Below are 25,976 nucleotides of genomic sequence, written 5' to 3' on the forward strand. Positions count from 1 at the left end.
CCAGTGCACAGGTCGAAACAAAACTACCATTGAGGGATTGGTTTTTAGCGCGGCTCCCCCATTTATTGATTAGCGCTAGCAGTTAAGCGGCTATTTTGTTGAACTCGACCCTTTTATTGGCACCGTTTTTTGAGTCATCACAAAATAGGAGAGCGAATGAGCTTATTCTTACGTGCTGCTGCACTGACACTATTAGTGCTAACCCGCACCCCGGCATTTGCCGCGTTGCCTACTGCTCCAAGTAATGACACCTCGAAAGCCAACAACAGCCAAGGCGAGGTATGTTCTAAGAAGTTCAAACACAGCTTAAGTGGTTTGTATGGCATCCCTAACCACGACGTCACTCCACTGCAACCTTACGCTGATTTTGATGTGCTTTACACCAAGGCGCACCAAGCACAAGCCGAACTTGAAACCCTGTGCCAAAGCACAGCACTATTAACCAACTCAGAAGCCTACTTTGCAGGCGTTAAATCACAACACCGTGCCCAAGAAAAAATCGAACACGAACTAGGTGGTAAAGTCGAACGTATCACTGACCTTGCGCGCGCCACAATCGTCGCGAATGACATTGCCAGTCTGATGGACGTCTATGAAGTGCTCGAGCGTGAAGCAACCGTAGTGAAGGTCAAAAACCGCTTTAAGAAACCGACAGCTTCGGGCTACCGTGACCTAAACATCTTGGTACAACTACCAAAAACCAACATCATCGCTGAGGTGCAATTACACCTTAAAGCTATCGCTGATGTAAAAAATGGCCCTGAGCATGACATTTACGAAAACGTACAGAAAATTGAGCGTTTAGCCGCAAGTGAACACCGTGCATTCAACGACATCGAAGCCGAACAGATCAAACGCTACCGCAACCTATCAAAAGATCTGTACCAAAACGCATGGCAACCATACGTCACAACCAACATAGAGGCCGCTTAAAAACCACCTGATCTTAAGCGTAAATGCGTTAGTCACAAGGGAAAGCTTCCCTTACCCGAGGTAAACAGCGCGCACCATACCCCTCGCTCCTCGGAGCGAAGCGAAACCCGCTCCTCGCTCCCTAATAATTGCTCCCCAACCCTAAAAAAAAGCTCACCAAGACTGGTGAGCTTTTTTAATTTTTCAGCTTGGGGGAACAAGCTATTAACCTTAAGCACTAATCGGGTATGCCTGATCAAAGTTCTTGCGAATGAACAGTGCATGGCAGTAACTTTGAAAACCAAAGCTACAGTAAATCGGTAGTTGAAACTCTTCACACCAACGGATCCAGACGCTTGTCTGTGAGCCATCTTTACCCACAACACCATCCCAAAGTAGGGCTGCGCCCTTATCTTGCTCGGCGGTGCATGCCATGCCCAACTGCTCTAATGCTGTAAAAAATTTTTCCACCAATTCACCCTTTCTGTTTCTTAGATTTCACCTGGCAAACGATTGCTTTTTTAAACGTATGCTTTTTTGGTTGTCTAACAAGACCAATCAACGTTAAAGCCGGTGATTGCCTATGATAGGACTGGCTATTTTAACGTGATGTCGCGACCGGGTCTGCCTAGTCGCACACATATTTTGTATTATTTAATGACAAACGCAACAACTATTTTGGTTTTGTAGTTATTTTAGTGTGTAGTTACAGGGAGCAATGGTCAGTCTGACTTGCGCATCACAAAGTTAATCAGTGACTGCCCTCTAACATGAATGAGTTGTTGAGTTTCAACCTCAAAGCCCATGTGCTGATAAAACGGGCGAGCCGTTAGGCTTACTTCAGAGTAAAAGCTGTTGATACCACGTGTTCTGCCCACCTCAAGCACATGCTCCATCAGGGTGCGCCCTACCCCCTGCCCTTGATAACGACTATGGCAGAAAAAATGGTCGATAAGCCCATCAGGCTGCAGGTCTGCATAACCTACAATCACCTGGTCAATTTCAGCGATATAGGGCGATATTCTGCTCATTTTATCCCGCCATAGTTGGGGATCTAAATTGTCAGGAGCCCAAGCTTCAACCTGTTGTTGGCTGTAATCACGACGATTGACAACGCGTATTGTGTGATAAAACAGGTCCCACAACACATCAGCATCTTGCTCTTCATACGGTCTAATTTTAATCATCTTTTTCTCTCACTTTATGTGCTGGTGTCTTCGGCACCACCCGTGGGTAGTGTGATATAGTAGTATCTTACTCCACCGTACTGCCAGTCAGTGCCAGCAATAGTTAAAATGGTTTGATGATTTGTTCGGTGACCCTGTCACCCAACGCTGCATGGATGATTAATGATAACGCCCTTTAGTAACGCTACTTGCGAAAGAAGTAGCGTCAGGCAACTTGGTATAAATTAAACAAAAGGACAGCTATAAAAACCCATAAGCAGGGTTTATATATTGGCTAAGAAAGGGATAATAAAAATAATTGTCTATCGATTACTAATTAAGCGTGCTTCAAATGGTTGTGCTGCTCAACAAAATAGCCTTCATCAACCAGTAACTTGATCACTGATTGATGAACTTTCCTTAATTTGTTACTCGCAAGCGTTAACTGGAAACCGACAACGACAGTGACTAATACGAACATCAACAAATAGAAATGAGACAAGTAAGGTAGTAGGACATAAAACATCCCTGCTGCCATGATTGCACAGGTGTAGGCAAGCGTTGACCATATACCCAAGCGGCGAGAAGCGCGCTCATCGTAGTCATCACAGCACAGCAATGTTTGCTCTTGCTTCGCATTGCGAACGCCCACAACCATAGTCAAATCATTGATTGTTATAAACATCAACTCAAGGTTGGCCCCAACTTCTATAAGACGCAGTTGATTCTCGGTCACAATAACATCTAAGAAAGTAAAGGCTTCCTCACCCTTCTCAATAACAAGCTGAGATAGATGATAGTAAGGTGTGTTTGCCAGCCCGGCAAACGCCTGAGGACTTGAACTGAAACGTTCAATAGAGACTAATTTTCCCTGAATTTTATCTGATATAAACATCACTTATTCCGCCTTTAATCCATTAAGGCATTTTGTATCACGGAAAAATAGTATCGAAATTGACTGTAAATGTCACTAATAATCAGACTATCGTGCGGCTTAATCGTTTCAAAATGTGACTTTTGACCGGATAAGATATGTAAGCTGAGTGTCAAATATTTAAGTCTAGGTAAGATTTGAAATTAGTCTTTTCAGAAACAAAGAAAATAGCTGTATCTCAAACCAAGCTCATTAATTGAACAAATAATCCACTAAAAAACTTTCAATTAGCCCAACTTTCTATAGCTAAGCTATTGCACTCGCGTAACAATTTTTGCTATAAACGTAAGCGATGTCACACATCTCTAGTCTATTTTTGGGATTTTTCAATAGCTAGCTCAAATAAAATTACAACAGTGAAAGGATTCATTTATGAAAAGCATCTTCCGCAATGTTGCGGCGATCGTACTTGCCTCAACCGCAGCTATCGGTACTGCGTCAGCATCATCTCCGACTCTACTGCAAGAAATTGCTAAAGATGGCGAGCTGCGTGTCTGTTTTGACGCGGGCTACATGCCATTCGAGATGACAGCGAAAAACGGTCAATACATCGGCTTCGATATCGACCTAGGCCGACAAATGGCGCGCGCCATGGGCGTGAAATACACCCCAGTGAACACCGCTTGGGATGGTATCATTCCAACGCTGTTGACAGGTAAATGTCACATGATCATGGGCGGCATGACCATTACGCCACAGCGTAATATGCAGGTTAACTTCGCTGACCCTTACGTCATCATTGGTCAATCAATCTTGGTTAGCCCTAAGCATGAAGGCAAGATCAACAGCTACCGTGACCTAAACGATGAGAAATATACTGTTGTAACCAAACTTGGTACGACAGGCGAAGGCGCAATCAAGCGTTACCTACCAAAAGCCAAACTAAACCTTTACGAAACACAGTCTGAAGCGGTACTTGAAGTGGTCAACGGCAAAGCGGATGCCTTTATCTACGACCTTCCATACAACGCCATCTACAGTGCGGAGAACAATGGTCAGTTGGTCCACCTAGACGACCCGTTCACTTTCGAACCTCTAGGCTGGGCAGTTCGTCAAGGCGATCCTGATTTCATCAACTTCCTTAACGGCTACCTACGTCAAATCAAAGGTGACGGCACTTACGATCGCATCTACGACAAATGGTTCAAGAGCGATGCTTGGTTAAGTCAGGTTCAATAAGCACAGCTTATATATCCATAACTTATCTAAACGCTTGCTTATTTAAGTCATTTGTTAAATAGACCAAGCCTGCTGAGTGACATTGTGCTCACTCACTATTGATAGCCCAAATGCCGAGCTTTTGGGCTATTTTCCATCTCCTAGCTGTACATGAGAGAATCCATGCAAAAACGTGAGAGACCCATTCTGTGGAATGGTGTTTTCCTACTCGTGATCGCCTGCCTATGTGGCATGATCTACCTATCAGGGAAACGCATCGACTATAACTGGAACTGGGAACGTGTCATTCCCTACATCGTAGATAACTCTGCCTCTGCAGTCACCGCACCTGAAGATGGTAATATCGGTCGCAATGCCGATGGGGAGCTTATCCTTGAATCCCTCTCAGGTGAAGAGTTGGTCAATCTTGGTGAGTTCGAAAACCTAAGTGTCTATGAAGGCGATTTGATCTTTGAAGGCGACAGGCTTGCCGAAGCCACCGAGTGGCGCATTGGTCCCCTTACCGAAGGCTTGATTGTCACCATCAAGATCTCGCTGTGGTCGCTTCTATTTGCCATTGTGATTGGTCTGTTTATAGGCCTTATGCGCATATCGTCCAATATTGCGCTGAGAAAACTCGCCATCACTTACGTTGAATTAATTCGCGGTACACCACTCTTAGTTCAGATTTTTATCGTCTATTTCTTCATCGGTACGGTGCTCGACCTTGACCGTTTCACTTCTGGCGTTATTGCTCTCTCTGTCTTTACCGCCGCCTATGTCGCCGAAATTATTCGCGCGGGTATCCAGGCCATCCCAAAAGGACAGATGGAAGCGGCACGTTCACTCGGTATGAATTATGTACAAGCAATGGTGTACGTCATCTTGCCGCAGGCATTCAAACGCACGCTACCCCCACTGGCTGGTCAGTTTATCAACCTAATTAAGGACTCTTCGCTGGTATCGGTTATCTCCATCACTGATCTGACGAAAGCGGGACGTGAGGTAGTCAGCGGCAGTTTTGCCCCATTCGAGGTGTGGTTCACGGTTGCCGCCTTGTACTTAATCCTTACAAGCTCCCTTTCTTGGGCGATTCAAACGTTGGAAAAGAGGTTATCTGCCAGTGACTAAAGATTATCAAGGCGAAGAGATGATCATCGCCGACAACATCAACAAGATCTATCCCAATGGCTGCCACGCTCTAAAAGACGTGAGTGCCACCATTAAGCGCGGCGAAGTAGTCGTGGTCGTGGGTCCCTCAGGCTCGGGAAAATCCACCTTCCTCCGTGCGCTAAACCAACTTGAAACCATCAGCAGCGGCTCTATCGTAGTTGATGGCACAAACATGTACGATAAACACACCAACATCAACTCGCTGCGTGAGGAAGTTGGGATGGTGTTTCAGAGCTTTAACCTATTTCCACACAAAACCGCGCTAGGTAACGTGATGCTTGCACCGCTTAAGGTCTCTAAGCGCGACAAGGCCGAAGTGGAGCAGGATGCCAAAGAGCTGTTGCAAAAGGTTGGCCTCGCTGACCGGATGGAAAATTACCCTAACCACCTCTCCGGTGGTCAGCAGCAGCGTGTTGCTATCGCCCGTGCCCTGGCGATGAAGCCCAATATCATGCTGTTTGACGAGCCAACATCGGCGCTTGATCCAGAAATGGTTGGCGAGGTACTCGATGTGATGAAAAGCTTAGCCGCCGATGGCATGACCATGGTTGTCGTCACCCACGAGATGGGGTTTGCTAAAGAAGTCGCTGACCGCGTTCTGTTTATGGAAGATGGGGAGCTGCTTGTTTCAGATACGCCTGAGGCCTTTTTTGAGCGCCCAAGTAACGAGCGCCTGCAAAAGTTCCTGTCTAAAGTGTTGTGACCAACCTTGCTCCTCGTCTATAGAAGGTCAGATCAACTTGATGTCTGACCTTCATTTTTTTCTCGACCTCTCCTATCGAGCAGTAACCATTGCCTTAACACAGCCAAATCTGTTATGTTGCAACGCATAAGCCCAATAAGCCTTTGGTTCGTCTTCTTTTTCAATCCTTTTGCTAAAAGCGACTGAATGATTGAAATTTTCTCAATTCAAAAGCCGGTCTTGATTTAAACTCCCTCTAAACCCAGACACCTTTAACTAGGCAAGACACCTCATGAGCAACGCACTACTCCATCGCGGACGTCATATTCTCTACTTTATGTGGCATCGCCTACAAAGCAGTGGCTTACAAATGATCACTAGCTTTCTCTTAGTGCGCAGTTTTTTACTGACTCTGTTTGTGCCCTTGGATATCTGGATCAGTTCAAAGCTCATGAGTCTGCATGGTGTAACGGCCATCGCTAATCAAGAGCTGCTTGGGTTTTTCTTATCACCGGCAGGCTTACTACTGAGCCTGTGGTTTGTCACCCAACTCAGCTTCGCCTTTTTTGTCGAGCAATCGACCATCAGCATTTTGCTCGCTCAGCATGATCTTGGTAAGCGCTCCATTCTCGATACCGTTGGACTCATCTTGCAGCGCAGTTGGCGCGTGGCAAAAGTACTCTTAGCCCAATCGATTGGCGTCAGTCTTTTGTTCGCTAGCCTGCTTTGGTGTGGTCGGTGGGTCTATGGTCTGATGCTCAATGACTGGGACATCAACTATTACCTCAGCAATCAAGTGAGTTCTCTGTGGCTTGCAGTCGGGCTACTGATTGTCATCACACTCCCCATTAGCATCTTGATCGTACGTTATTGGGCCAGTTGGTGGCTGGCACTGCCGCTGAGTCTATTTCAAAACTGCTCGCAGTGGCAGCTGTTTAAACAAGCACGAAAACTGAGTAAAGATATCTATTTGCATATCTTGCTTGGCCACATCGGCTGGCTATTGAGCCGCACCGTCATCGCCGCCTTTTTTGCCACCAGCTTGTTATTCATGCTTGACCCGATTCTACAGTGGGCGACCTCAGATCCAGACCGATACCCTTGGCTGATGGCGTCGGCGATCCTTCTGATCGGTATGGCGCTGATGCTCAGCTTTATCGACCGATTTATTTATGCCAGCTGTCAGTATTATGTGCTGCGCCTACAAACCAAACGCCTGAAACTCGTCAATGATACTGAGCGCTATATTGGCCTAAAACAGAACACTGAGCGACGCAAACTACTGGGAGGTACGTTACTCGCGGTGATCGCGATTGCGTCATTTAATGGTTACAGTGACATCCGACAGTTCGTTGAGCATCTACAAGCTGATACCACCGGTCAGATCACGGCGCACCGTGGTGGTGGTTTTAAGTACGAAGAAAACAGTGAAGCTGGGGTGCAATATGCGATTGAGCTGGGCTTGCAGAGCAGTGAGATTGATGTGCAAATCACCCTAGATGGGCAGATTGTGGTCTTTCATGACCGAGATTTGGGTCGCATGCTGGGTAACCCGTTAGTCGTTGAACAATCCAATTATGCTGAAATCGTTGAGGCCTATCAGCAAAATGGTCGCACCCCTCCACCACTTCTCAAATCACTTCTTGATCAATACGCAGATCAGATTGAGTTTAATATTGAGCTCAAGCGTTACAACCGCAGTTTGGCGCTTGCCCACGCAATTGCTGAGCTCCTGCCCAGCTACTCACAAGCTATGATCGTCTCAAGTCTTGATGTTGAACTTTTACAGACCACCATGACAGCCATGGCCGCTCAAAAGCCTACCGAACTGCGCTATGCGTTGATCTATGCGGCCAGTGTCGGCCAATCTGCGCTAGAGAAAGAAGTTGATATGCTGATGGTGAGCGCACAATGGCTCAATGCATGGCGAATTATTGATATTCAGCAGCGACAGCAAGAGGTGTTAGTCTGGACGATCAATGATGTTGCCTCCATGCAGCGATTGTTTTTACTTGGCGTCAATGGGATCATCACAGACGAGCCTAAGCTCGCGCAAGAGGCCAAAGCGACGATTAAGGAAATGGATTTTTCTGAGCGAGCATTATTGACCTTGCGCCACTGGTTATCAATCTAGGATTATCAACCCCCTTGATTGATAGCCCGATAACCTTGGTTTTCTTGTTTGGAATTAACCAATTTCAAACGAAGCGACACCATATACTTTATCTAGTCTGATATCGGGGAAACCTCCGCTGTACATCCTCGCCGTCTCAAATGCCGCTTTCATTTGGTATCGCTGAGCGAGCATAAAAGCATCTTGGTTGACTTCCGGAACGTCCAAAAACACCGGCACATCACCGACGGTTGCGATTAGGGCTTGATATATGCTGTCGGCAAAACCCGGGGTATCTGCATAGAGAGGACCAATCTTATAACCATCGCGGCATTGACGGATCACGCCATAACCACGTAAACGACCCTCTTCAATAATTCCTAATGTTCTAGCATTGCTTTGCTCAATCCAAGCACGGTCAAACGCGGCTCGGGGTGCGGGGAAAAGCGGTTGATTGTATTGCTCGATCATCGAAAACGCTGTCGAGTCGAGATCGACTACAGAATGACTGGTGACAGGCTGAACCCCTCCTCTGCCCTCAAAACGAATATTGCGATACGCCAATTTAAACCCCGATTTGGTGTAGTTGTCCTGTTGATCGATGACCCCATCCAAACCAATATTACATCCCTTGAGTTTTGCAAGGCCTGCCTGCCAGATTTGTAAGCCATAACCACGGCCACGATACTCAGGCTCAACGATATAAAAACCGATAAAACCAAAAGTCGCGTTGTATTTAACCACCGATATTGTGGCAACAGGCTTACCATCAACCAGCCCAACGAGAAATCCATCTGGATCTGCTGCATAGTAACTGTGGTTATCGCATAATCCTGGGTTCCATCCTTCTTGCGCTGCCCAATCTATGGCAAGGCTAAACTCCGTTTTATCCATGCTTCTTATGATCAAGGGCTTGTTATCCATTTCACTCTCCTGAGGCTTTGTTTGGCATCGAAGGCAACTTTTGAAAGCGTAGTGTCGGATATCTCTCTTGCCTAGATAGACTTTGCTCTTATTTACGCTAATCGCTGGTGTTATCACACAGATTAGCTGGCAATTTGCAGCACTCTTGCTCACGCACCCGCACTCGTTCCCGTAAATATCTGATATAGATATTTGATACAGATATTTGATACAGACATCCATAATTCCGATTTAAGACATCCATAATAAGACTTTCCAAATATAGACATCTGTCGATTAAAGACATCCATAAAAATTTTTCCAAATATAGACATCTATGACTTAGTTGAAGAAGCTTACCTAGCGATTGAATCGACAAGCATAGGGATACAGAACGGAAAAGGAGCCAAATATCAGACAAAATCTATGAATAGAACTATGTTTTGGGTTATTGAGCAGTAACGGGCAAATAATTCCTAACCACTGCACTCATCAGCGGAATATTGACCTCGATAAATAGAAAGTTAAGCCGCTTTAAAGCATCGCCTGGCGACTCTAACACCTTTCATTCGCTGCAGGCCGTGATGTCGCTGATATTGACGCAGAGACTGCTCACCGCCGATAGGTCCGGTGAACTCCTTTTCAAGCGAAACAATCAGAGATTTCCACACCGCCTCATCGATTCCTAGTCTGGACAAAATCGGCGGCTGGAACTCAGCTATGGCTCCACACTTATCTTCACGTATAGCGCGACCACTGAAATCCACTAGTAACAGGTAGTCTTTAAGTCGGAACGGCAGTCCCTCTGGCATCTCCAGCCTGGGGTCACCAACAAAGGGAAATAAGGCTTCAGGCTGGCGCGGGTCGCAGCCGTCAGAATCTCGGAGAGTATCCACTCTAGCCTTGATACTGGTATATTCAGACTCTTCAGGGGTTGGTGCTATCTGGGCGCGGACCGGGTTTAAGTCGACATAAGCCATACAGGCAACTAAGGCGGCTTCGTCAAGCAGCGCTTGCGATTTAAAACGCCCTTCCCAAAATCGTCCAGTACACCCCTCTTCCCTGTTAGCTTGACGGGCTATGGTCTCATTCAGATTACGCATAAACCAGCTGATATCGTACAGACGCTGGCGATACACCTCAACAATATCCATAACCGCTTTCAATGACGCGTCGTCGAGCTGCTCCCCACTCAGATAACGAGTGGTTAGCACCGTTCCTTTGTGCAATTGATGCCAACGCTCTAAGACCTCATTCGCACTCCAACCCAGAGCCGTGACCTGATTAACATGCAGCACCACGTGGGTATGATTACTCATCACCGCATAAGAGCAAACATCAATGGCGAACACACGCGCCAACTTGAGCAGACGCTCTTCAACCCAGCCCCGCCGATGTTCATAACTCTTGCCAGTCATCTCATCAATGCCACACAAGTACGCCCTGCGCACACAGCGCGAAACACAGTGGTAGTAGGCCGTATCATCCAGACTAACTTGTTCAGAGCGAGCTTTGGGCATCTTAATTCCCCTAAGATTTGAGCACTACTTTCAGTGTAGGAGTGAGTCGATAACTTCTCCAGTTATATGGGTGTCTATATATTTAGTCCAGTACACCCCTCTTCCTTGTTAGCTTGACGGGCTATGGTCTCATTCAGATTACGCATAAACCAGCTTATATCGTACAGACGCTGGCGATACACCTCAACAATATCCATAACCGCTTTCAATGACGCGTCGTCGAGCTGCTCCCCACTCAGATAACGAGTGGTTAGCACCGTTCCTTTGTGCAATTGATGCCAACGCTCTAAGACCTCATTCGCACTCCAACCCAGAGCCGTCAACTGATTAACATGCAGCACCAAGTGGGTATGATTACTCATCACCGCATACGAGCATACATCAATCGCAAACACACGCGCCAACTTGAGCAAACGCTCTTCAACCCAGTTCCGCCGATGTTCATAACTCTTGCCAGTCATTTCATCAATGCCACACAAGTACGCCCTGCGCACACAGCGCGAAACACAGTGGTAGTAGGCCGTATCATCCAGACTAACTTGTTCAGAGCGAGCTTTGGGCATCTTGATTCCCCTAAGATTTGAGCACTACTTTCAGTGTAGGTGTGAGTCGATAACTTCTCCAGTTATATGGGTGTCTATATATTTATTATATGGGTGTCTATATATTTATTAATATATTTATCGGTCTTACGGGTGTCTAAACATTTAATTTTAATGGGTGTCTATATATTTACAGGTGTCTATATATTTACAATATATTAAATGATATGGGTGTCTGTATATTTATTTCTATATATTTATTATATATTTAATATCCCTGAGTGAAATACCTTACTCATCGAGTTCTGGAAGGTTGTTTAACCACTGAGAGACTGTCAGATAATGCTGCCCTCCATTGCGTGCGAAAGGACTAGATTGGTCGACAGTACTTAAACTGTCATCAGCCACATTGGCCATATAAAACCATTTAGGTTGTTGGGTTAAATAAATAAAGCGACTACCACCAGCACCAGAAAGATAATTCGCATCTGCGAAATCCCCTGCTTCAACTGAAGTTACCTCATCTGGATAGTAGTCAACACCGATACTGATCAATATTTTGGCATCATCATGTGAACTTTCGATCCAAGCTTTTGTTCTCACAAATACACCTAGAACATTTCGTCCATTAAACGGAATTCTCGCTGTCCCAGCATGTAAAATTTCAGGATGCTTAAAGTCGAAGTAACTGTGATAACTGTTCGCTACCGGTGACGCTTTTCCTTTCCAAGTCACTATATCCGAATCGTAATAAGAACCCCAGGTAACCGGTGTTGACGTTAACTTACGCCAAACAGCAGATTGAACATTACTTCCTGTTAATAGCCAAATTTCAAAATTACTATAATGGACCTCAACATCGTGAACTAAGTTATCTTTGGATTCAAAAACCGTAAACCATCCGGTCAATGCATTCCATGCGTTAGGCGCCACCAAAGAGTCATTTATGATACGGTCAGCCCACCATTGAGGAGCGGCATCACCACGCGGTACGCCTTGATTAATCATTGCTCTTGAAGCCCAACTTACATGGCCTGGAGCATTCATCAAAGGAGCATCGTTGGGAAGCGACATGCTGTCTATGGTATCGAAAGCAAAGGCCTGGGTTGGCTCTGGAAAAATGACTCTATCACCAGAGCTACTAGCTCCATTACATGCCGTTAGTAAGAAAGCAAAAATACCAATCAGGATTTTAATTCTCATAGCCAAGATATTCTCGATAAAACATAGGTATACATTATCACCCTACTCGTTTTCTGCGTAGGCAAAGTGTCGTCCTATTAACACTGAATTACTAGTTTGCGCCATCGATAACTCTGGCCAGCGCGCCACGTGAGTTATTATCCGTCACGTCGCTTTATGTCGTTTAAGCCCCTCAATCAATACCGCGCCAATAATGATAAACCCTTTCACCACCTGTTGGTGATAACCAGGAATCGACATTAGATTCATCAAATTACCGATGATGGCTAGGATAAACACGCCGATGATGGTGTTAAGGGTGGTACCTCTGCCGCCTGTCATGCTTGCACCACCAATCACCACGGCCGCAATCACATCGAGCTCAAATGCGATACCAAGTATCGGACTGCCGACGCCAGTTCGCGTTGCGCTGATGATCCCAGCAATGGCACACGCAATACCGGATATGACGTAAACTGCGAACTTAAACCAGTCAACTTTGACTCCGCTGTATCTCACCGCGGTTTCATTACTACCAATCGCGATCACCAAACGACCGAACATGCTCTTGCGCAGGCAAGTCAGGGCTGCAAACCACACGGCAAACAACACAAAAGCAGTCAGAGGTAGACCCATAAAGCGGCCTACCCCAAAATCGACAAAGGGATCCGATTCAACAAATATTGGCTGCCCTTTTGACCAGATCAGAGACAGCCCACGCGCGATGGTCATGGTCGCTAGTGTCGCCACAAAGGGGGCAAGTTTGCCGAGGCTGACTAATAGACCAGAAAAGGCACCACAGAGTGCTCCTACGCCCACGCCGACCCCTAGTGCAGCCAGCACGCCGGCCTCAGGAATAACCATCGAGGTAATGACCGAACATAACGCCATCACTGAGCCAACCGATAGGTCTATGCCGCCGGTTAAGATCACAAACAACATCCCTAAAGACACAATACCTAAGGGCACACTCTGAGCAATAATATTATTGATGTTAGTCGTGGTATAAAACCGGTCAGAGCTCAACCCTGCGACAACCAGCATAATGATCAGCACAACTAGCGCACTGTTCTCGAGTAGTAATTGCCACAGTTTTGCCCCATTAAACGCTGTCGTTCTTCGCTGGTTCAACACCTTATCTTGCATAACTACCTCCTAGTGAACTCGCTTGCGTGAGGGTAGCGCGAGCCTCATGATTGCTTGTTCGTTGATCTCTTGCCCTGTTAGCTCGCCCGTCACCGTCCCTTCCGCCATCACCAATACGCGGTGACTCATACCGACAAGCTCCGGTAATTCAGATGAGACTAAGATGATCCCGCGCCCCTCTGCCGCTAAGTCGCGAATGATTTGGTAAATCTCAGACTTGGCTCCGACATCAACGCCGCGCGTAGGTTCATCCAGGATCAACACATCAGAGTCGGTATTAAGCCATTTCGCCAGAACAACTTTTTGCTGATTGCCTCCCGAGAGCGAAGCGACGTTGTGCAGCAAGGAGGCCGACTTCAATCTCAGCTTTTCTGATAACCCGAGACAAATGTGACGCTCTTCAGACAACTGAATAAAACCAAAATGCGGCGCCACCTGCTTACGGTTGGCCATGGTCATATTGCTGCTGATAGGCAATTCCAATACCGCCCCCTGCTCCTTACGATTTTCCGGCACCATAGCAATACCGTGACTAATCGCCTGTTTAGCACTTCGAATTGAAAGAGGATTGCCGAGCTTCATCACTGCGCCAGAGTCAACATGATCGAGACCAAATATCGCGCGGCATAGCTCGGTTCGACCTGCGCCGACCAGTCCTGCGATGCCCAAAATTTCGCCTTTATTCAGAGTGAAATTGATATCAATTAGCTGGCTGCCCCGGTTGAGCCCATCGATTCGCAATAGTTCTTGGGTGGTACTGTCCTGGGTCTTGGGAAAGATGGTATTTAGTTCTCTTCCTACCATGGCATGAATAATGTCGTCATGAGTGCATCGGTCTGGTAATAGGTTTGAAACGCTGGCACCATCTTTTAGTACGGTAATCTTATCTGCAATTCGGAATATTTCATCTAAGCGATGGGAGATATAGATAATAGAAACCCCTTGCTGTTTTAGCCTTAACAGGTGGTCAAACAACACATCGATTTCTGGCCCAGCCAGTACCGCAGTTGGCTCATCCAAGATTAACACTTTGACCTGCTTTGCTAGCGCCTTAGAGATCTCTATGATCTGCTGATAAGCCACCGATAAGGTCTCAACTTTCGCTCTCGGGTCAATATCAAAACCAAAATTCTCTATGATATCAGCGGCTCTTCGATACAGATTTTTCCAGTCGATGAACATACCACTCGACAGTTCAGATAAAAACATGTTCTCCGCAACACTCAAGTCAGGGGCCAATGAGAACTCTTGGTGAATTATCCCTATACCCAGCTTTTGCGCCTGCTGCGGGGAATGAATATTCGCCACGACGCCATTGATTGCGATGCTACCCGAGTCCTTTTTGTAGATCCCTGAGAGGATTTTCATCAAGGTCGATTTGCCCGCACCATTCTCGCCAACCAATGCATGAATACTGCCCTGCTCCACCCTGAGGTCGACATGGTCCAATGCAACAACACCACCAAAGCGCTTGCTCACTCCATCTATTTCAACTGCGTACATAGTAGCCCTCCCATAGGCAATCCCAGCCCCAAGTGGGGCTGGGTTGTATTGCGTGAGATCAGAAGAGTGAGTCTTTGTCGTAGACTACTTGAGCATTTTTCTCATTCACCATCAGCGTTGGCGTGAGGCTGTAATCAGGATAACTGCTGATATCTTTTTCATTTGCCTCGAGCTCTTTGATGATATCGATGGCCATTTTGGCCATGATCAATGGGTTATTTTCACCGGTTGCATCCATCTTGCCGTCGGCTATCGCTTTGTAAGCATTTTTATTGCCGTCATAAGAATAGAGGCGAATGTCATTGGTTTTACCGGCAGCGCGAATGGCACGAATAGCACCAAGCGCCATATCGTCATTCTCTGTATATATGGCATTCACGTTCGGGTAAGCCACTAGAATATCTTCAGCGGCTTTCATACCACCTTGCTGATCCCAGCCTCCCCATGCTTGAGTGATGATTTCGAGATTCGTTTTGTTCGAGCTGCGCAGCTGAGCATCAATAATGCCAAGGAAAAATGAGGTTCTCCGCGTTCTACCCACCAAATTACCTTGGTTACCACTGATCACGGCAAGATTAATCTTCTTGTTACCAAACTGCTCAACCGCATATTCACCAATCAGTAAGTTATTTCCTTCGTTATCGGGCAGAATTCGCGTCACTACGTCAGCCTTAGTACTGATGTCACTATCGACGGTAATAACTGGGATGCCTTTTTTACGCACCTGTTCAACGATGCGCAGCGAAGATGCTGGATCTTGTGGGTTTAAGATCAGGTAGTCGATACCCTTGGCCACCAGATCCTCAACGTCTGCCATCTGCTTATTTAGATCAGCTCGGGCATCTGTGCTAATAACTTTATAGCCTTGCTCTTTACCTAACTCGCTAATGTGAGTGGTAATGGCCGAGAAATAGGCCCCATTCAGGGTGCGATTAGAAAAACCAACCACGACGTCTTTGGCCATTGTCGGCAATGACGCCGTGATAGATGTGAGTATGGTCAGTGCTAATATTGCTTTCTTCATTTTTCCATCCTTTTCTCTTCGGTATTGCGAATAAACGGAAATTACCATCGAGTATAAAAAGATGAGCCAATTAAAAAACAATTCAAAATCACAAAACGAAATTCGAAAGACACATAGCACAATTTACGTGACTGTAGTCGATTTCATAGGCAAAACACTTATCAGCATTCACATTTATTGTGATCGTTTACGCATACTTGTGAACTAAAAATGTCCATCGCTTGGCAAAATCTCAAGCACAATCGTTCTACCACCTAACATGTGATCTTTTAAATGCTTACGAAAACTATCGAATCACTTACTTTTACACCCGCTTTCTCATCCAATATTATTTATAAAAAAGAGTCTAACTCATAATTAAACGAGCTTTGCTAGCTTCCCATTTACTCAGTATATTTAGGGCTTTGCTCTTCAGGAACAAACGTGAAACTGCTCATTACCACTTTTTTTGCTTTGCTGGCATTTGCCGCTAACTCCCTCTTGGCGCGAATGGCATTAGCTGAACAAGCTATCGACGCTGCGAGCTTTACGACATTGAGGGTTGCCTTTGGCGCATTGTTCCTGTTCGCTTTTTGCCTACTTAAACAAAAAACCAACCCTATTCGACGTTTAAATCATTACTCTGCAATCTCAGGCGCCAGTCTACTCGCGTATGCATTACTGTTTTCATTTGCTTATCTTGAACTCTCAACAGGGACAGGCGCGCTTTTACTCTTCGGTTCAGTACAAATCAGTTTAGTTCTAGCCCATTGCCTTGGTGGTAATGGGCTTTCGAAAGGCCAGTCTATTGGGATCATAATCGCAACATTGGGCTTCGTCGTGTTGATGCTACCCAGCGCACAACAGCCAGATGTGATAGCAGCAATTTACATGCTGTCGTCTGGAGTGGCGTGGGCGATTTTTACTGTGATTGGAAAAAAGTTGGCAGGCCAAGGAATCAGTCCCACCCAGTCTGTGACTCAAGGGTTTATTGTCGCGACGGGTTTGAGCTTATTCGTCATGCCTCTTTCGTTAGAAAACCTTCACGTGACTGTGAAAGGTGTGCTTTACGCACTCCTATCAGGGTCTCTCGCGTCAGGCGCAGGGTACGTACTTTGGTATCAGGCATTAAGCAAATTATCGCTTCTCCAAGCCTCTGTGAGTCAGTTGACCGTGCCCGTCATTGCGCTCGGGCTGGGGATACTCATTCTTGGTGAATCTTTATCGCTTGATGCACTGCTTGCGTCCTCACTCATCTTAGTCGGTGTGGGACTTGTGGTGACCGCTCAGTCTATTCAATCTAATAAGTAAATACTTGGCGTAAATTAATCGTTAGGTTCTCAAGGCGCACAGTTTATCGTGCGTACGGGTTAAAAGTTGTTAGCAGGAACAAGAGACCAACAAACACTATATCTAAATTTGAAAATTAATTTACCTATTGTTTTTATTGGAATAGATCTCCTTACACTCCACAGTAGTAAAGCATCCATCTCATCTTTCCTCTGTGCGTGTCTATTTGACTGTGATACAAGGCACACCTCTGCTTGTTTGTGTGGTAACAAGCACCACACAAAGCTCATCTTTGTAATTTATGCGCCACAGAGAATTCACCTAAAATCTCAACGTTTTCAAAAACGTCAAGGTTAACAATTTATGAAATTGCACAAGTTTTCTCTGCTAAGTCTTTCTATTGCATTAGCAACTAATGTTGCCCATGCGGACGAGTTACAGGGTGTCACCGTCTTTAAGGCAAAAGAAATTATTACTATGGATGATAGTAAACCTTTAGCAGAAGCGGTTGCGGTTCATCAAGGAAAGATAATTCAAGTCGGAAGTGAGAAGGAACTTATCAACCAGTACAGCCACCAACCAGGCTTCTCAGTCAACATCGACTACGCCGACAAAGTAATCACACCGGGGTTTCTAGACCCACACCTGCACGCTTGGTTGCTCGCTATGCTAACACCAATGGAGTTTGTTACTCCGGCAGATTGGAATCTGCCGTGGGGTGATGTGACTGGGGTACAGAGCGAAAAGGACTTTATCGCGCGCGTAAAGGAACTCGACAAAACCAAGCCAAAAGGCGAGCCGCTGTGGGTATGGGGTTACCACAAGTACTTTCACGGCAGCAATATGAGCCGCGCGCTACTCAATGAAATATCACAAGATCGACCAATCGTGATCTGGCAGCGCTCTTTCCACGAGATTTTCTTTAATGATGCCGGTCTGGCCATGATGGGCTGGACAGAACAAGACTGGCAGGGTGAAGCCTACGGCTACAATCATATGGACTGGGAAACAGGGCATGTTTGGGAGCAAGGCGGTACGATTGTATTTCCAACGCTAATTGATCAAATGGCTAAGCAAGGTATGTTTGTCACTGGCTTTGAACGCGCCAAAGAATACATGCAGGCATCTGGGATCACCACCGCGATTGACCCAGGCGTCAGTGTCGATGACGCAACGATAAAGACCATGATTGATGTTTTTGAGCAATCTGATCTAGCCATGGATTACTGGATGATGCCATCCGCCTTCTTCCTTAACGCTCATGCGAAAGGAGATGTGGATGCGATGATTGCAGCCGCGAAAGCGCAAACAAGCAACCCTGACACCCAAAGTGAGCAAGTTCGCTGGATGCCAAAGCATATCAAACTGTTTACTGACGGCGCGATGTACTCACAGTTGATGCAGATGAAAGACGGTTACACCGACGGTCACGACGGTGAATGGATGATTTACCCTGACCAACTTGAACCCATTTGGCGTGGTTTCTGGAAAGAAGACTACACCGCCGTCATCCACTCAAACGGCGACCTTGGTTTTGATGTTGGCGTTGGCATCCTTGAGAAACTACAAAAAGAACACCCGCGTGATGATCACCGCAGTGACTTCCACCACCTCGCCTTTACGGATAAAGATGACATCCCGCGCGCTGTGGCTGCGGGTGCAAGTTTTAGTGTTAACCCATTCTACACGCACGTTCTCGGTGAGAACTATAGCCAGCATGGTATCGGCGCGGAACGTGCATCAGAAATGTCACGTGGTCGCTCTTTCCTTGATGCCGGTGGCATCCTATCACTACATTCGGACTCACCAATGGCACCAGCAAGCCCATTAGCAATGATGTGGGCAGCGGTAAATCGTACCGGGCTGAGCGGCAGCTTGCTTGGTCCACAAGAGCGAATCTCGCCCCAAGAAGCACTGCGTGCGGTGACACTGGACGCGGCATACTCAGCACGTCTGGAGCAACAAGTCGGCAGTATCGAAGTCGGTAAATATGCTAACTTCACGGTTCTCGACCAGAGTCCATACACAGTAGCACCTGAGACCATCAAGGACATTAATGTGGCTGCAACCATCTACCGTGGTCATGCCAATAATACCGAAACTGGCCGCAGTGCAGGCATCTCTCAAGAGGGCAACAACCGTAAAATCGAACAAATCTTAACCCGCATTGATAGTGCTCGTGGGGGTGATTCTTGTGCAACCTCAATGAATATCCAACGCGCTGTAAGTCAAGTTGATTTGAACTAATATAACTGCATCGATGAATAAGACGGGGGCCCCTACTAAGGGCCCTTTAATGTTCTAGTTTAATAGCTCGGCACTATTATCTATTAGCCAACGCTTCACTTGTCCAATCTCACTGGTCATCTTCCAAGTCATCACACGTTGGATAGGTAAACCTTGAGTAATATCTAAGTTTATCTGCATCAGCTTATCCAGTGCGATGTCTTCTCTGACAGCCGACTCTGGTGCCAGCGCCCAACTAGGTTTGACCTGCAGCAAACGGATTACCTGTTCCAATGACCCTACGTTTTGTACCCTAGGAATGCGATCAAGACGAATCGCATTCTCCAATTCATTAAAGGCAATTAGGGTTTTATTTCTTAACGAGTTAAAACTTCTCACCTCATCGATATAAGCATATTGACGCGGTGAGGCGACAGCAATCAAGTTAGTCGGTTTGAGATGGGCTGCTTGGATTACCTCTGGCACATCTTGGTTCTTGAACAAAAGATAACAAAGGTCTAAACGTCCTTTTTGCAACTGTGCAAAGTTGTTTTTATCATCAACATAATGCCAGTGAAGTTGAGTATTGGGAAAGCGTGAATATATAGCTCGTTCGATTTTTACAATATCCTGGCTAGATACAAAGTTGTCGTAACCGATATTCAATTGGCTCTCTATGTTGGCCTGAAGCGACAAACTATGATTATAAAAACTCTGATGCTGAAGGACTAGATTTCGCGCATGACGATAAAGGTCTTGGCCCACTGGCGTTAATTTTATCGACCTGCCCTGACGAGTAAACAAGGTTAGGTCCAAATCAGCTTCAAGGTTGCTGATGGCATTACTGATAGTGGTACGATCGCGCTTAAGTTGGCGTGCAGCCTGCGTGATCGAATTGGTTTCTACTACAGTGACAAAATAGTAGATGTGCTCAATATTCATGGTTTGTAGCAATGGATAGTCCTAATAATATCAGCGTAACCTACGGCCTATAATGACACAGGTTATGTGCCACAGCAAAATAACAACTACCTTGAAATTACGCCTATATATATTGCCAATTTTCTTTATCTAATCAGTCATTCATGCCGTAAAGTTAGTTTAACTCAATATATTGAAATGTTATAACGTTTCAATATGGCATTTTTTATGTGAGCCTTATCTCATACAACCAAAGTGCAACATAATGCACATTATTTGTGTGTTAGTTTTGTCGTTAGCAATAACCAAACTTAGAGATTTAACAATGACTTGTACTAATACACACTCTCACGCTAACCATGTTCACGGTCCAAACTGTGGTCACACTGCGATCCGTCACGACGATCACACTTGCTACTTGGTTGACGGTGATCTACACCACCCACATGGTGATCACTGTGATGTACATTCGCTTGAAGTAACAGAGACAAACCCTGATCACTGTAACCCGGTGCACGTTTGTACCGATCACGTTCATGGTCCAGACTGTGGTCATGAGGCCGTGCGTCATGGCGACCACATCTGCTACATCGTAGATGGTCGACTGCATCACCAACATGGCGATCACTGTGACGACCATGGTCCAGTTGAGCTTGTTCAAGGCTAAGCTTTCCAAGACTGCCAACCCTATTGGGATAGCTGCAAGAAAAAAGGGAAGCGAGCGCTTCCCTTTTGTGCATGCAAAAAAGCTTAGACGAGAGTCTCTATACCGTATTGCTTTCCGTATTGCTCTACAACAAAGTCGATATCTTTATCACCACGCCCCGACAAGTTGAGTAAAATCGAGCCCTTTTCACCCCTCTTGGCCAGCTCAATTGCCTGAGCAACGGCGTGAGACGATTCAATTGCGGGAATAATTCCCTCCAGTCGCGATAATTCAAAAAAGGCATCAATCGCTTGTTGGTCGTTGATGGCACGATACTCAACGCGGCCTATGTCTTTCAAGTATGCGTGCTGAGGCCCAACCGATGGGTAATCTAGACCACTTGCCACCGAGTACACAGGCTCTGGCTCTCCCTGCTCATCCATCAGCATATAAGACTTAAATCCGTGCATTACACCCGGCTTGCCTAATGTAAGCGTGGCTGCGTGTTCGCCTCGCTCTTCAAGACTGCGACCGGCAGGCTCCACCCCATAAAGCGTCACCTCACTGTCTTCTAAAAACGCGCTGAATAAGCCAACCGCATTCGAGCCACCACCGACACAGGCCACCAGATTATCCGGCAACTCACCAGTCATCTCTTTAAACTGCACGCGAGCTTCGTTACCAACAATAGATTGAAAGTCACGGACCATCTTAGGGAAAGGATGCGGCCCAACAACAGAACCGATCGCGTAGAGTTGAGTGACAGGATCTTTCAGGTAAGCCTCAAACGCGGCATCAACGGCTTCTTTAAGCGTTTTGCGACCATGGGTAGCAGGGATAACATTCGCCCCCAAAATGCGCATTCGAACCACATTCGGGTGCTCTTTAGCAATATCAACTTCACCCATATAGATATCACACTCCAATCCCACCAGCGCTGCAGCCGTCGCCAGTGCCACGCCGTGTTGCCCTGCTCCCGTTTCAGCGATGAGCTTTTTCTTACCCATCTTTTTGGCCAGCAGCGCCTCACCCAAGCAGTGGTTTATCTTATGTGCCCCAGTATGATTAAGGTCTTCACGTTTTAAATAGATATCTGCGCCGTATTTTTTTGATAGGTTTTGCGCATGAAAAATCGGACTCGGGCGACCAACGAAATGCTTGTATAACCTTGCAAGCTCAGACAAGAACTCAGGGTCTTGGCGACAAATATTATAAGCCGCATTGATCTCTTTCATGATCCCTTCGAGCTCCGGTGGGATAAAGCTACCACCATACTCACCAAAAAAGCCATTCTCATCGGGCAGCGAATGTGAAAACGTGTTTTCCATAACATAATCCTTTAGCTAAACAATTCGTTCAATTCAAAATGTTTAAGTGTTATAACCCAAGCTAAAGCATTGTACTACCCAACTAGTTTAGTGATTTTTCATTCTGTGATTAGTCACTATTTTCTATGTTGAATAAAGCCTCAAGACCGAGGTAAAAACACACATAATATATGGGCTACTAAGTTAACCTAAATTAAATTGAATCAATTTTCGCTGCTTGATATTTGCCGAAGGGTATTTTCAACTCAGCTTAATTCGTGTTCATTCACTAAGTTGAACTCATCACTCATGATGATTTATTGCCGAGCTTAGTTTAGCGGTTGATTTGATGAACACGGTTGTGCAGCACATCCATAGTGCGCCTGTCGCTTATCGCTCAAGTAGGCCCAGTATTGGTCACCATAAGAGAAGTGCCACCATTCACGTGAGTAATTCACAAAGCCCGCCGCTTCCATCACTGAGACCAGCAACGCACGGTTTTGGATGGCTTTTGTCGCTAACCCAGAGGCGTTAGTAGCGCATAAAGCCGCGGGAACTCTAGCCCAATCCTTAATTTCCATACCAAAATCGATGACCTCTCCATTAGAGTCGACGATCTCAATATCAACCGCACCGCCTGAACTGTGCGGTGGTGTAAGGCTTTCACCACTCACCGTTTCTACCGGTGCAACGAGCTGGGCTGCCTTTTGATAACGCTTTGGGAATGAAAGCTGAGGATGGGTTGTATTAACTTGTGCCAACTGCTGAGCAAACAGGTTGCGTTGAAACTCGGGCGAACGATAACCCTCGTAGAGCCTCAAACGTAATCCTGCGGGCAAGCTCTGCTGGGCAAGGTTAAGCCTAGCCAGCACACCTTGGCGCACAAAATGATAGTTGTCCCGAGTGGCAGGACACTCGGGTGGCGGACCAAGTTCGATGTGATTGACAACCGAGATCAGCGGCTCTGCGCTCTCCACGATCGGCACCTTAACCACCGACGGATCGGATATGTCGATATGATGCGTCATACTGAGCTTGTGTCTATCATGTGGCTTCAATATCACCTAAGCAAACTTCTCTAGGTCAATATTGAATTTCTCCAGCACTTCCTGAAACTGCAGCTTCTTTTGCCCTGCAGCCACTGCCATTACTTTTGCTGTGACGTCTGAGATCTCTCCCTTGGTAATACCCGCTCGTTTGGCCTGTTTTAGATAATAGTTGGTACAAGGTAGGCAATTCATCGCCATGGCGGCCGACAATCCGACTAGTAGCTCTGTCTTGGTATCCAAATGCTCATTGTCGTGCGTTGAGCGATAAAAGTCTCCATACGGCTTTTGATGCTTTCCTAGCATATTCCTTCCCTTAAAGAATAAATAACCTAAAACAAGATAAACGAGACAAAAAACAGAGACAAGAATAACGTGTCGTTTTTATACGAAGTAAGCGAGCGTTACTCTCATCATTAAATTACCAGCCAACACGCTTTGGCTGGTGATTATCAATGCTAGTTATTCATAGTTACTCTAGCTCAACCGGCGGTCTAAACGTCATCTCATGCATGACCAAATCAGCGGGTAGGGTCAGGATATGCGCAATCGCGCTAGCCACGCTCTCAGGCTGCATATACTGCGGGCGCTCGGCCTCTCTAAAGTTGGTATCGGTGCCACCAGGGAATAAGGAGGTTACCTTGATACCATGCGGCTGCGCCTCTTTCATCAGTATCGCGCTAAACCCGGCTAAGCCCTGCTTCATCGCGGTATAGATGCTCATGGTCTCATTCGCGCGCTTGGCCACTGTGCTGACCACATTGATAATTTGCCCTTGTTTGCGCGGCTTCATCCGCTTGAGTGCTTCACGACTTAGCAAAGCTGGCGCGCGCAGGTTAATCGCATACTGGTGATCAAACTCCTCTAGCGTAAACTCCTCAATCGCACACTTGCGCGAGTTCATGCCGGCATTGTTGATCAATACATCAAGCTCACCCACACACTCAATGGCGCGGTCAAACAGAGTGATGACTTGCTCGGCATCAGCCAGGTCCGCAGCCAACGTATGACAGCCCGTTAGCTGTTTCAGCTCATCCAATTTATCTTGATTACGACCTGTCGCCACCACAGTGTAACCTTGCTCGCACAATAACTTGGTGAGAGCATAACCAATACCGCTGGTTGCGCCAGTCACTAGTACAGACTTCATAAACTTCCTCAAATAATCATTTTGTTAAGCGTGAGTGACGCTACAGGATTATCAAGAACAAGGAAAGCGAAAGCCCGGTTCCTTCATCTGTCATGTGATGCTGGTTGATATCTGTTAAATAATCATCACCATACGCCGCTTGGTCATGGCGTCTTCTATCGATAGTGAGGCCCGGCAATACCACGAGTAAAATACACCTCGCACCTCGAAGGGCTTTGCCCGCCCCTCGCCCCCTTGAAACGTCCATCACAAGTTTCGATACCCAGCAGGAAGTGTTAATATTGTCACATTAAATGCTGTATGGGCGTGTGAAATCAATCCGGTCAACTGCGCAGTCGAATGTTTTGACTCTCGTTGCGATCCCTATCCATGCCCCACCAGCCTAACCATAAAAACAATAGGTAAAATTTTCATATGGTTAATAACACAATCCAATGGTTTCCTGGCCACATGCACAAAGCGCGCAAAGAGATCGAGGAAGCCATCCCACAGGTGGATGTGATCATTGAAGTCCTTGATGCGCGAATTCCATTTAGCAGCGAAAACCCAATGATTTCGCAGATCCGGGGTGACAAGCCGGTGGTTAAGGTGCTGAACAAGCGTGACTTAGCAGATCCCGAGTTGACTGACCTTTGGATTGCCCACTTTGAGAAAGAGCAAGGGGTGAAAGCGATGGCAATCACCACTTCTAACACTCAAGAAGTACATAAGATCATGGAGTTGTGTCGTAAGCTCGCGCCGCACCGTGAAGAGATTGGCAAGAACATCCGCACCATGATCATGGGTATCCCGAATGTGGGTAAGTCAACCATCATCAACACACTCGCTGGTCGCACTATCGCAGTGACAGGTAACCAACCTGCGGTAACTCGTCGTCAGCAACGTATTAACCTGCAAAACGGTATTGTGTTGTCAGACACTCCAGGAATTTTGTGGCCGAAGGTTGAAAACCCGCATAGTGGCTTTCGCCTTGCGGCAACGGGCGCGGTTAAAGATACGGCGATGGAATACGAAGATGTGGCGTTTTACACCGTCGAGTACTTAGCACAAGCCTATCCAGAGCGCCTAAAACAGCGCTATGAAATCGAAGAGATGCCAGAATCTGATCTCGAGATCATGGAAGAGATCGGTCGCCGTCGCGGCGCACTGCAATCGGGTGGTCGCGTCAATCTGCACAAAGCCTCTGAGATCTTGCTCCATGAACTGCGCAATGGCACATTGGGCCAACTGACCCTTGAGCTTCCTGAGATGATCACTCAAGAGCTGATCGAGGTTGAGATTGAAGCGGCGCGTAAGGCTGAAGAAAAAGCTAAGAAGAAAGAAGAGCGCCGCAAGCGCTACTTGAAAAACAAGCGCTAAGCCTGCTAACTTCGGCAGTGTCATTTTTCTCCGACACTGCCTATTCCTTAACTCCCATTCATCTGTTCGCCAACAAGCTTCACTGCACTTTACT

24 protein-coding genes are annotated in these 25,976 nt (G+C 46.5%); 9 read left to right on the plus strand and 15 right to left on the minus strand.

Features of this window, described 5'->3' with window-relative positions; genetic code table 11:
- The first annotated feature begins 156 nt into the window (after window positions 1-156).
- Complete coding sequence (locus ACSTTG_RS05435) at window positions 157-933, plus strand: RelA/SpoT domain-containing protein (RefSeq protein WP_438458218.1); 777 nt, start codon at window positions 157-159, stop codon at window positions 931-933.
- Between the two features lie 210 nt (window positions 934-1,143).
- On the opposite strand, the gene ACSTTG_RS05440 is transcribed toward ACSTTG_RS05435, so the two are convergent.
- The 3 genes from ACSTTG_RS05440 to ACSTTG_RS05450 form a co-directional block, all read right to left on the minus strand.
- Window positions 1,144-1,383 (minus strand): hypothetical protein, encoded by a 240-nt coding sequence (locus ACSTTG_RS05440; protein WP_438458217.1) that lies wholly within the window; start codon window positions 1,381-1,383, stop codon window positions 1,144-1,146.
- A gap of 251 nt (window positions 1,384-1,634) precedes the next feature.
- Window positions 1,635-2,099, minus strand: a complete 465-nt coding sequence (locus tag ACSTTG_RS05445; protein WP_438474021.1) for a GNAT family N-acetyltransferase — start codon at window positions 2,097-2,099, stop codon at window positions 1,635-1,637.
- A gap of 316 nt (window positions 2,100-2,415) precedes the next feature.
- Window positions 2,416-2,976 carry a hypothetical protein gene (locus tag ACSTTG_RS05450; protein ID WP_438458215.1) on the minus strand — a complete coding sequence of 187 codons (561 nt, stop codon included), beginning with the start codon at window positions 2,974-2,976 and terminating at the stop codon, window positions 2,416-2,418.
- Between the two features lie 408 nt (window positions 2,977-3,384).
- Between ACSTTG_RS05450 and ACSTTG_RS05455 the strand changes: the two genes are divergently transcribed.
- From ACSTTG_RS05455 to ACSTTG_RS05470, 4 genes are all read left to right on the plus strand, one after another.
- Window positions 3,385-4,191 (plus strand): transporter substrate-binding domain-containing protein, encoded by an 807-nt coding sequence (locus ACSTTG_RS05455; RefSeq protein ID WP_438474022.1) that lies wholly within the window; start codon window positions 3,385-3,387, stop codon window positions 4,189-4,191.
- Window positions 4,192-4,353: 162 nt separating this feature from the next.
- Window positions 4,354-5,301 carry an amino acid ABC transporter permease gene (locus ACSTTG_RS05460; RefSeq protein ID WP_438458213.1) on the plus strand — a complete coding sequence of 316 codons (948 nt, stop codon included), beginning with the start codon at window positions 4,354-4,356 and terminating at the stop codon, window positions 5,299-5,301.
- A gap of 19 nt (window positions 5,302-5,320) precedes the next feature.
- Window positions 5,321-6,046: an amino acid ABC transporter ATP-binding protein gene (locus ACSTTG_RS05465; RefSeq protein WP_438458389.1), complete on the plus strand. Its 726-nt coding sequence runs from the start codon at window positions 5,321-5,323 to the stop codon at window positions 6,044-6,046.
- 271 nt (window positions 6,047-6,317) lie between these two features.
- Window positions 6,318-8,159 (plus strand): glycerophosphodiester phosphodiesterase, encoded by a 1,842-nt coding sequence (locus ACSTTG_RS05470; RefSeq protein ID WP_438474023.1) that lies wholly within the window; start codon window positions 6,318-6,320, stop codon window positions 8,157-8,159.
- A gap of 54 nt (window positions 8,160-8,213) precedes the next feature.
- Here ACSTTG_RS05470 and ACSTTG_RS05475 read toward each other — a convergent pair whose 3' ends face one another.
- The 7 genes from ACSTTG_RS05475 to ACSTTG_RS05505 form a co-directional block, all read right to left on the minus strand.
- Window positions 8,214-9,062, minus strand: coding sequence for a GNAT family N-acetyltransferase (locus ACSTTG_RS05475; RefSeq protein ID WP_438458211.1), 849 nt, complete (start codon window positions 9,060-9,062; stop codon window positions 8,214-8,216).
- A gap of 503 nt (window positions 9,063-9,565) precedes the next feature.
- The gene (locus tag ACSTTG_RS05480; protein ID WP_438474024.1) at window positions 9,566-10,561 is read right to left on the minus strand and encodes a transposase; all 996 of its coding nucleotides are present in this window, start codon (window positions 10,559-10,561) and stop codon (window positions 9,566-9,568) included.
- Between the two features lie 74 nt (window positions 10,562-10,635).
- Complete coding sequence (locus tag ACSTTG_RS05485; RefSeq protein ID WP_438474025.1) at window positions 10,636-11,124, minus strand: hypothetical protein; 489 nt, start codon at window positions 11,122-11,124, stop codon at window positions 10,636-10,638.
- A 270-nt stretch (window positions 11,125-11,394) separates the two neighbouring features.
- Window positions 11,395-12,306, minus strand: coding sequence for a hypothetical protein (locus ACSTTG_RS05490; protein ID WP_438474026.1), 912 nt, complete (start codon window positions 12,304-12,306; stop codon window positions 11,395-11,397).
- A 144-nt stretch (window positions 12,307-12,450) separates the two neighbouring features.
- The gene (locus ACSTTG_RS05495; protein ID WP_438474027.1) at window positions 12,451-13,431 is read right to left on the minus strand and encodes an ABC transporter permease; all 981 of its coding nucleotides are present in this window, start codon (window positions 13,429-13,431) and stop codon (window positions 12,451-12,453) included.
- 9 nt (window positions 13,432-13,440) lie between these two features.
- Entirely contained in the window at window positions 13,441-14,934 is a 1,494-nt protein-coding gene (locus ACSTTG_RS05500; RefSeq protein ID WP_438474028.1) for a sugar ABC transporter ATP-binding protein, read from the minus strand.
- Between the two features lie 58 nt (window positions 14,935-14,992).
- Window positions 14,993-15,958 carry a substrate-binding domain-containing protein gene (locus ACSTTG_RS05505; protein ID WP_438458206.1) on the minus strand — a complete coding sequence of 322 codons (966 nt, stop codon included), beginning with the start codon at window positions 15,956-15,958 and terminating at the stop codon, window positions 14,993-14,995.
- A gap of 423 nt (window positions 15,959-16,381) precedes the next feature.
- On the opposite strand from ACSTTG_RS05505, the gene ACSTTG_RS05510 reads away from it, so the two are divergent.
- Both ACSTTG_RS05510 and ACSTTG_RS05515 read left to right on the plus strand, forming a co-directional pair.
- On the plus strand, window positions 16,382-17,248 hold the full coding sequence (locus ACSTTG_RS05510) for a DMT family transporter (RefSeq protein ID WP_438458205.1): 867 nt from the start codon (window positions 16,382-16,384) through the stop codon (window positions 17,246-17,248).
- Between the two features lie 342 nt (window positions 17,249-17,590).
- On the plus strand, window positions 17,591-19,474 hold the full coding sequence (locus ACSTTG_RS05515) for an amidohydrolase (RefSeq protein ID WP_438474029.1): 1,884 nt from the start codon (window positions 17,591-17,593) through the stop codon (window positions 19,472-19,474).
- Window positions 19,475-19,528: 54 nt separating this feature from the next.
- On the opposite strand, the gene ACSTTG_RS05520 is transcribed toward ACSTTG_RS05515, so the two are convergent.
- Window positions 19,529-20,407, minus strand: a complete 879-nt coding sequence (locus ACSTTG_RS05520; protein ID WP_438474030.1) for a LysR family transcriptional regulator — start codon at window positions 20,405-20,407, stop codon at window positions 19,529-19,531.
- Between the two features lie 292 nt (window positions 20,408-20,699).
- Here ACSTTG_RS05520 and ACSTTG_RS05525 point away from each other — a divergent pair, with 292 nt between their 5' ends.
- Entirely contained in the window at window positions 20,700-21,041 is a 342-nt protein-coding gene (locus ACSTTG_RS05525; RefSeq protein WP_438458202.1) for a hypothetical protein, read from the plus strand.
- Window positions 21,042-21,124: 83 nt separating this feature from the next.
- Here ACSTTG_RS05525 and trpB read toward each other — a convergent pair whose 3' ends face one another.
- From trpB to ACSTTG_RS05545, 4 genes are all read right to left on the minus strand, one after another.
- The gene (gene trpB / locus ACSTTG_RS05530; protein ID WP_438474031.1) at window positions 21,125-22,348 is read right to left on the minus strand and encodes a tryptophan synthase subunit beta; all 1,224 of its coding nucleotides are present in this window, start codon (window positions 22,346-22,348) and stop codon (window positions 21,125-21,127) included.
- 308 nt (window positions 22,349-22,656) lie between these two features.
- Complete coding sequence (locus tag ACSTTG_RS05535; RefSeq protein ID WP_438474032.1) at window positions 22,657-23,355, minus strand: M15 family metallopeptidase; 699 nt, start codon at window positions 23,353-23,355, stop codon at window positions 22,657-22,659.
- 36 nt (window positions 23,356-23,391) lie between these two features.
- On the minus strand, window positions 23,392-23,679 hold the full coding sequence (locus ACSTTG_RS05540; protein ID WP_438474033.1) for a carboxymuconolactone decarboxylase family protein: 288 nt from the start codon (window positions 23,677-23,679) through the stop codon (window positions 23,392-23,394).
- Window positions 23,680-23,845: 166 nt separating this feature from the next.
- Window positions 23,846-24,523: an SDR family oxidoreductase gene (locus ACSTTG_RS05545; RefSeq protein WP_438474034.1), complete on the minus strand. Its 678-nt coding sequence runs from the start codon at window positions 24,521-24,523 to the stop codon at window positions 23,846-23,848.
- A 414-nt stretch (window positions 24,524-24,937) separates the two neighbouring features.
- On the opposite strand from ACSTTG_RS05545, the gene ylqF reads away from it, so the two are divergent.
- On the plus strand, window positions 24,938-25,882 hold the full coding sequence (ylqF, locus tag ACSTTG_RS05550) for a ribosome biogenesis GTPase YlqF (RefSeq protein WP_438458192.1): 945 nt from the start codon (window positions 24,938-24,940) through the stop codon (window positions 25,880-25,882).
- The last annotated feature ends 94 nt before the right edge of the window (window positions 25,883-25,976 follow it).

Origin of the sequence: Vibrio glycogenivorans (assembly GCF_051660965.1) — a bacterium.
GTDB lineage: Bacteria > Pseudomonadota > Gammaproteobacteria > Enterobacterales > Vibrionaceae > Vibrio.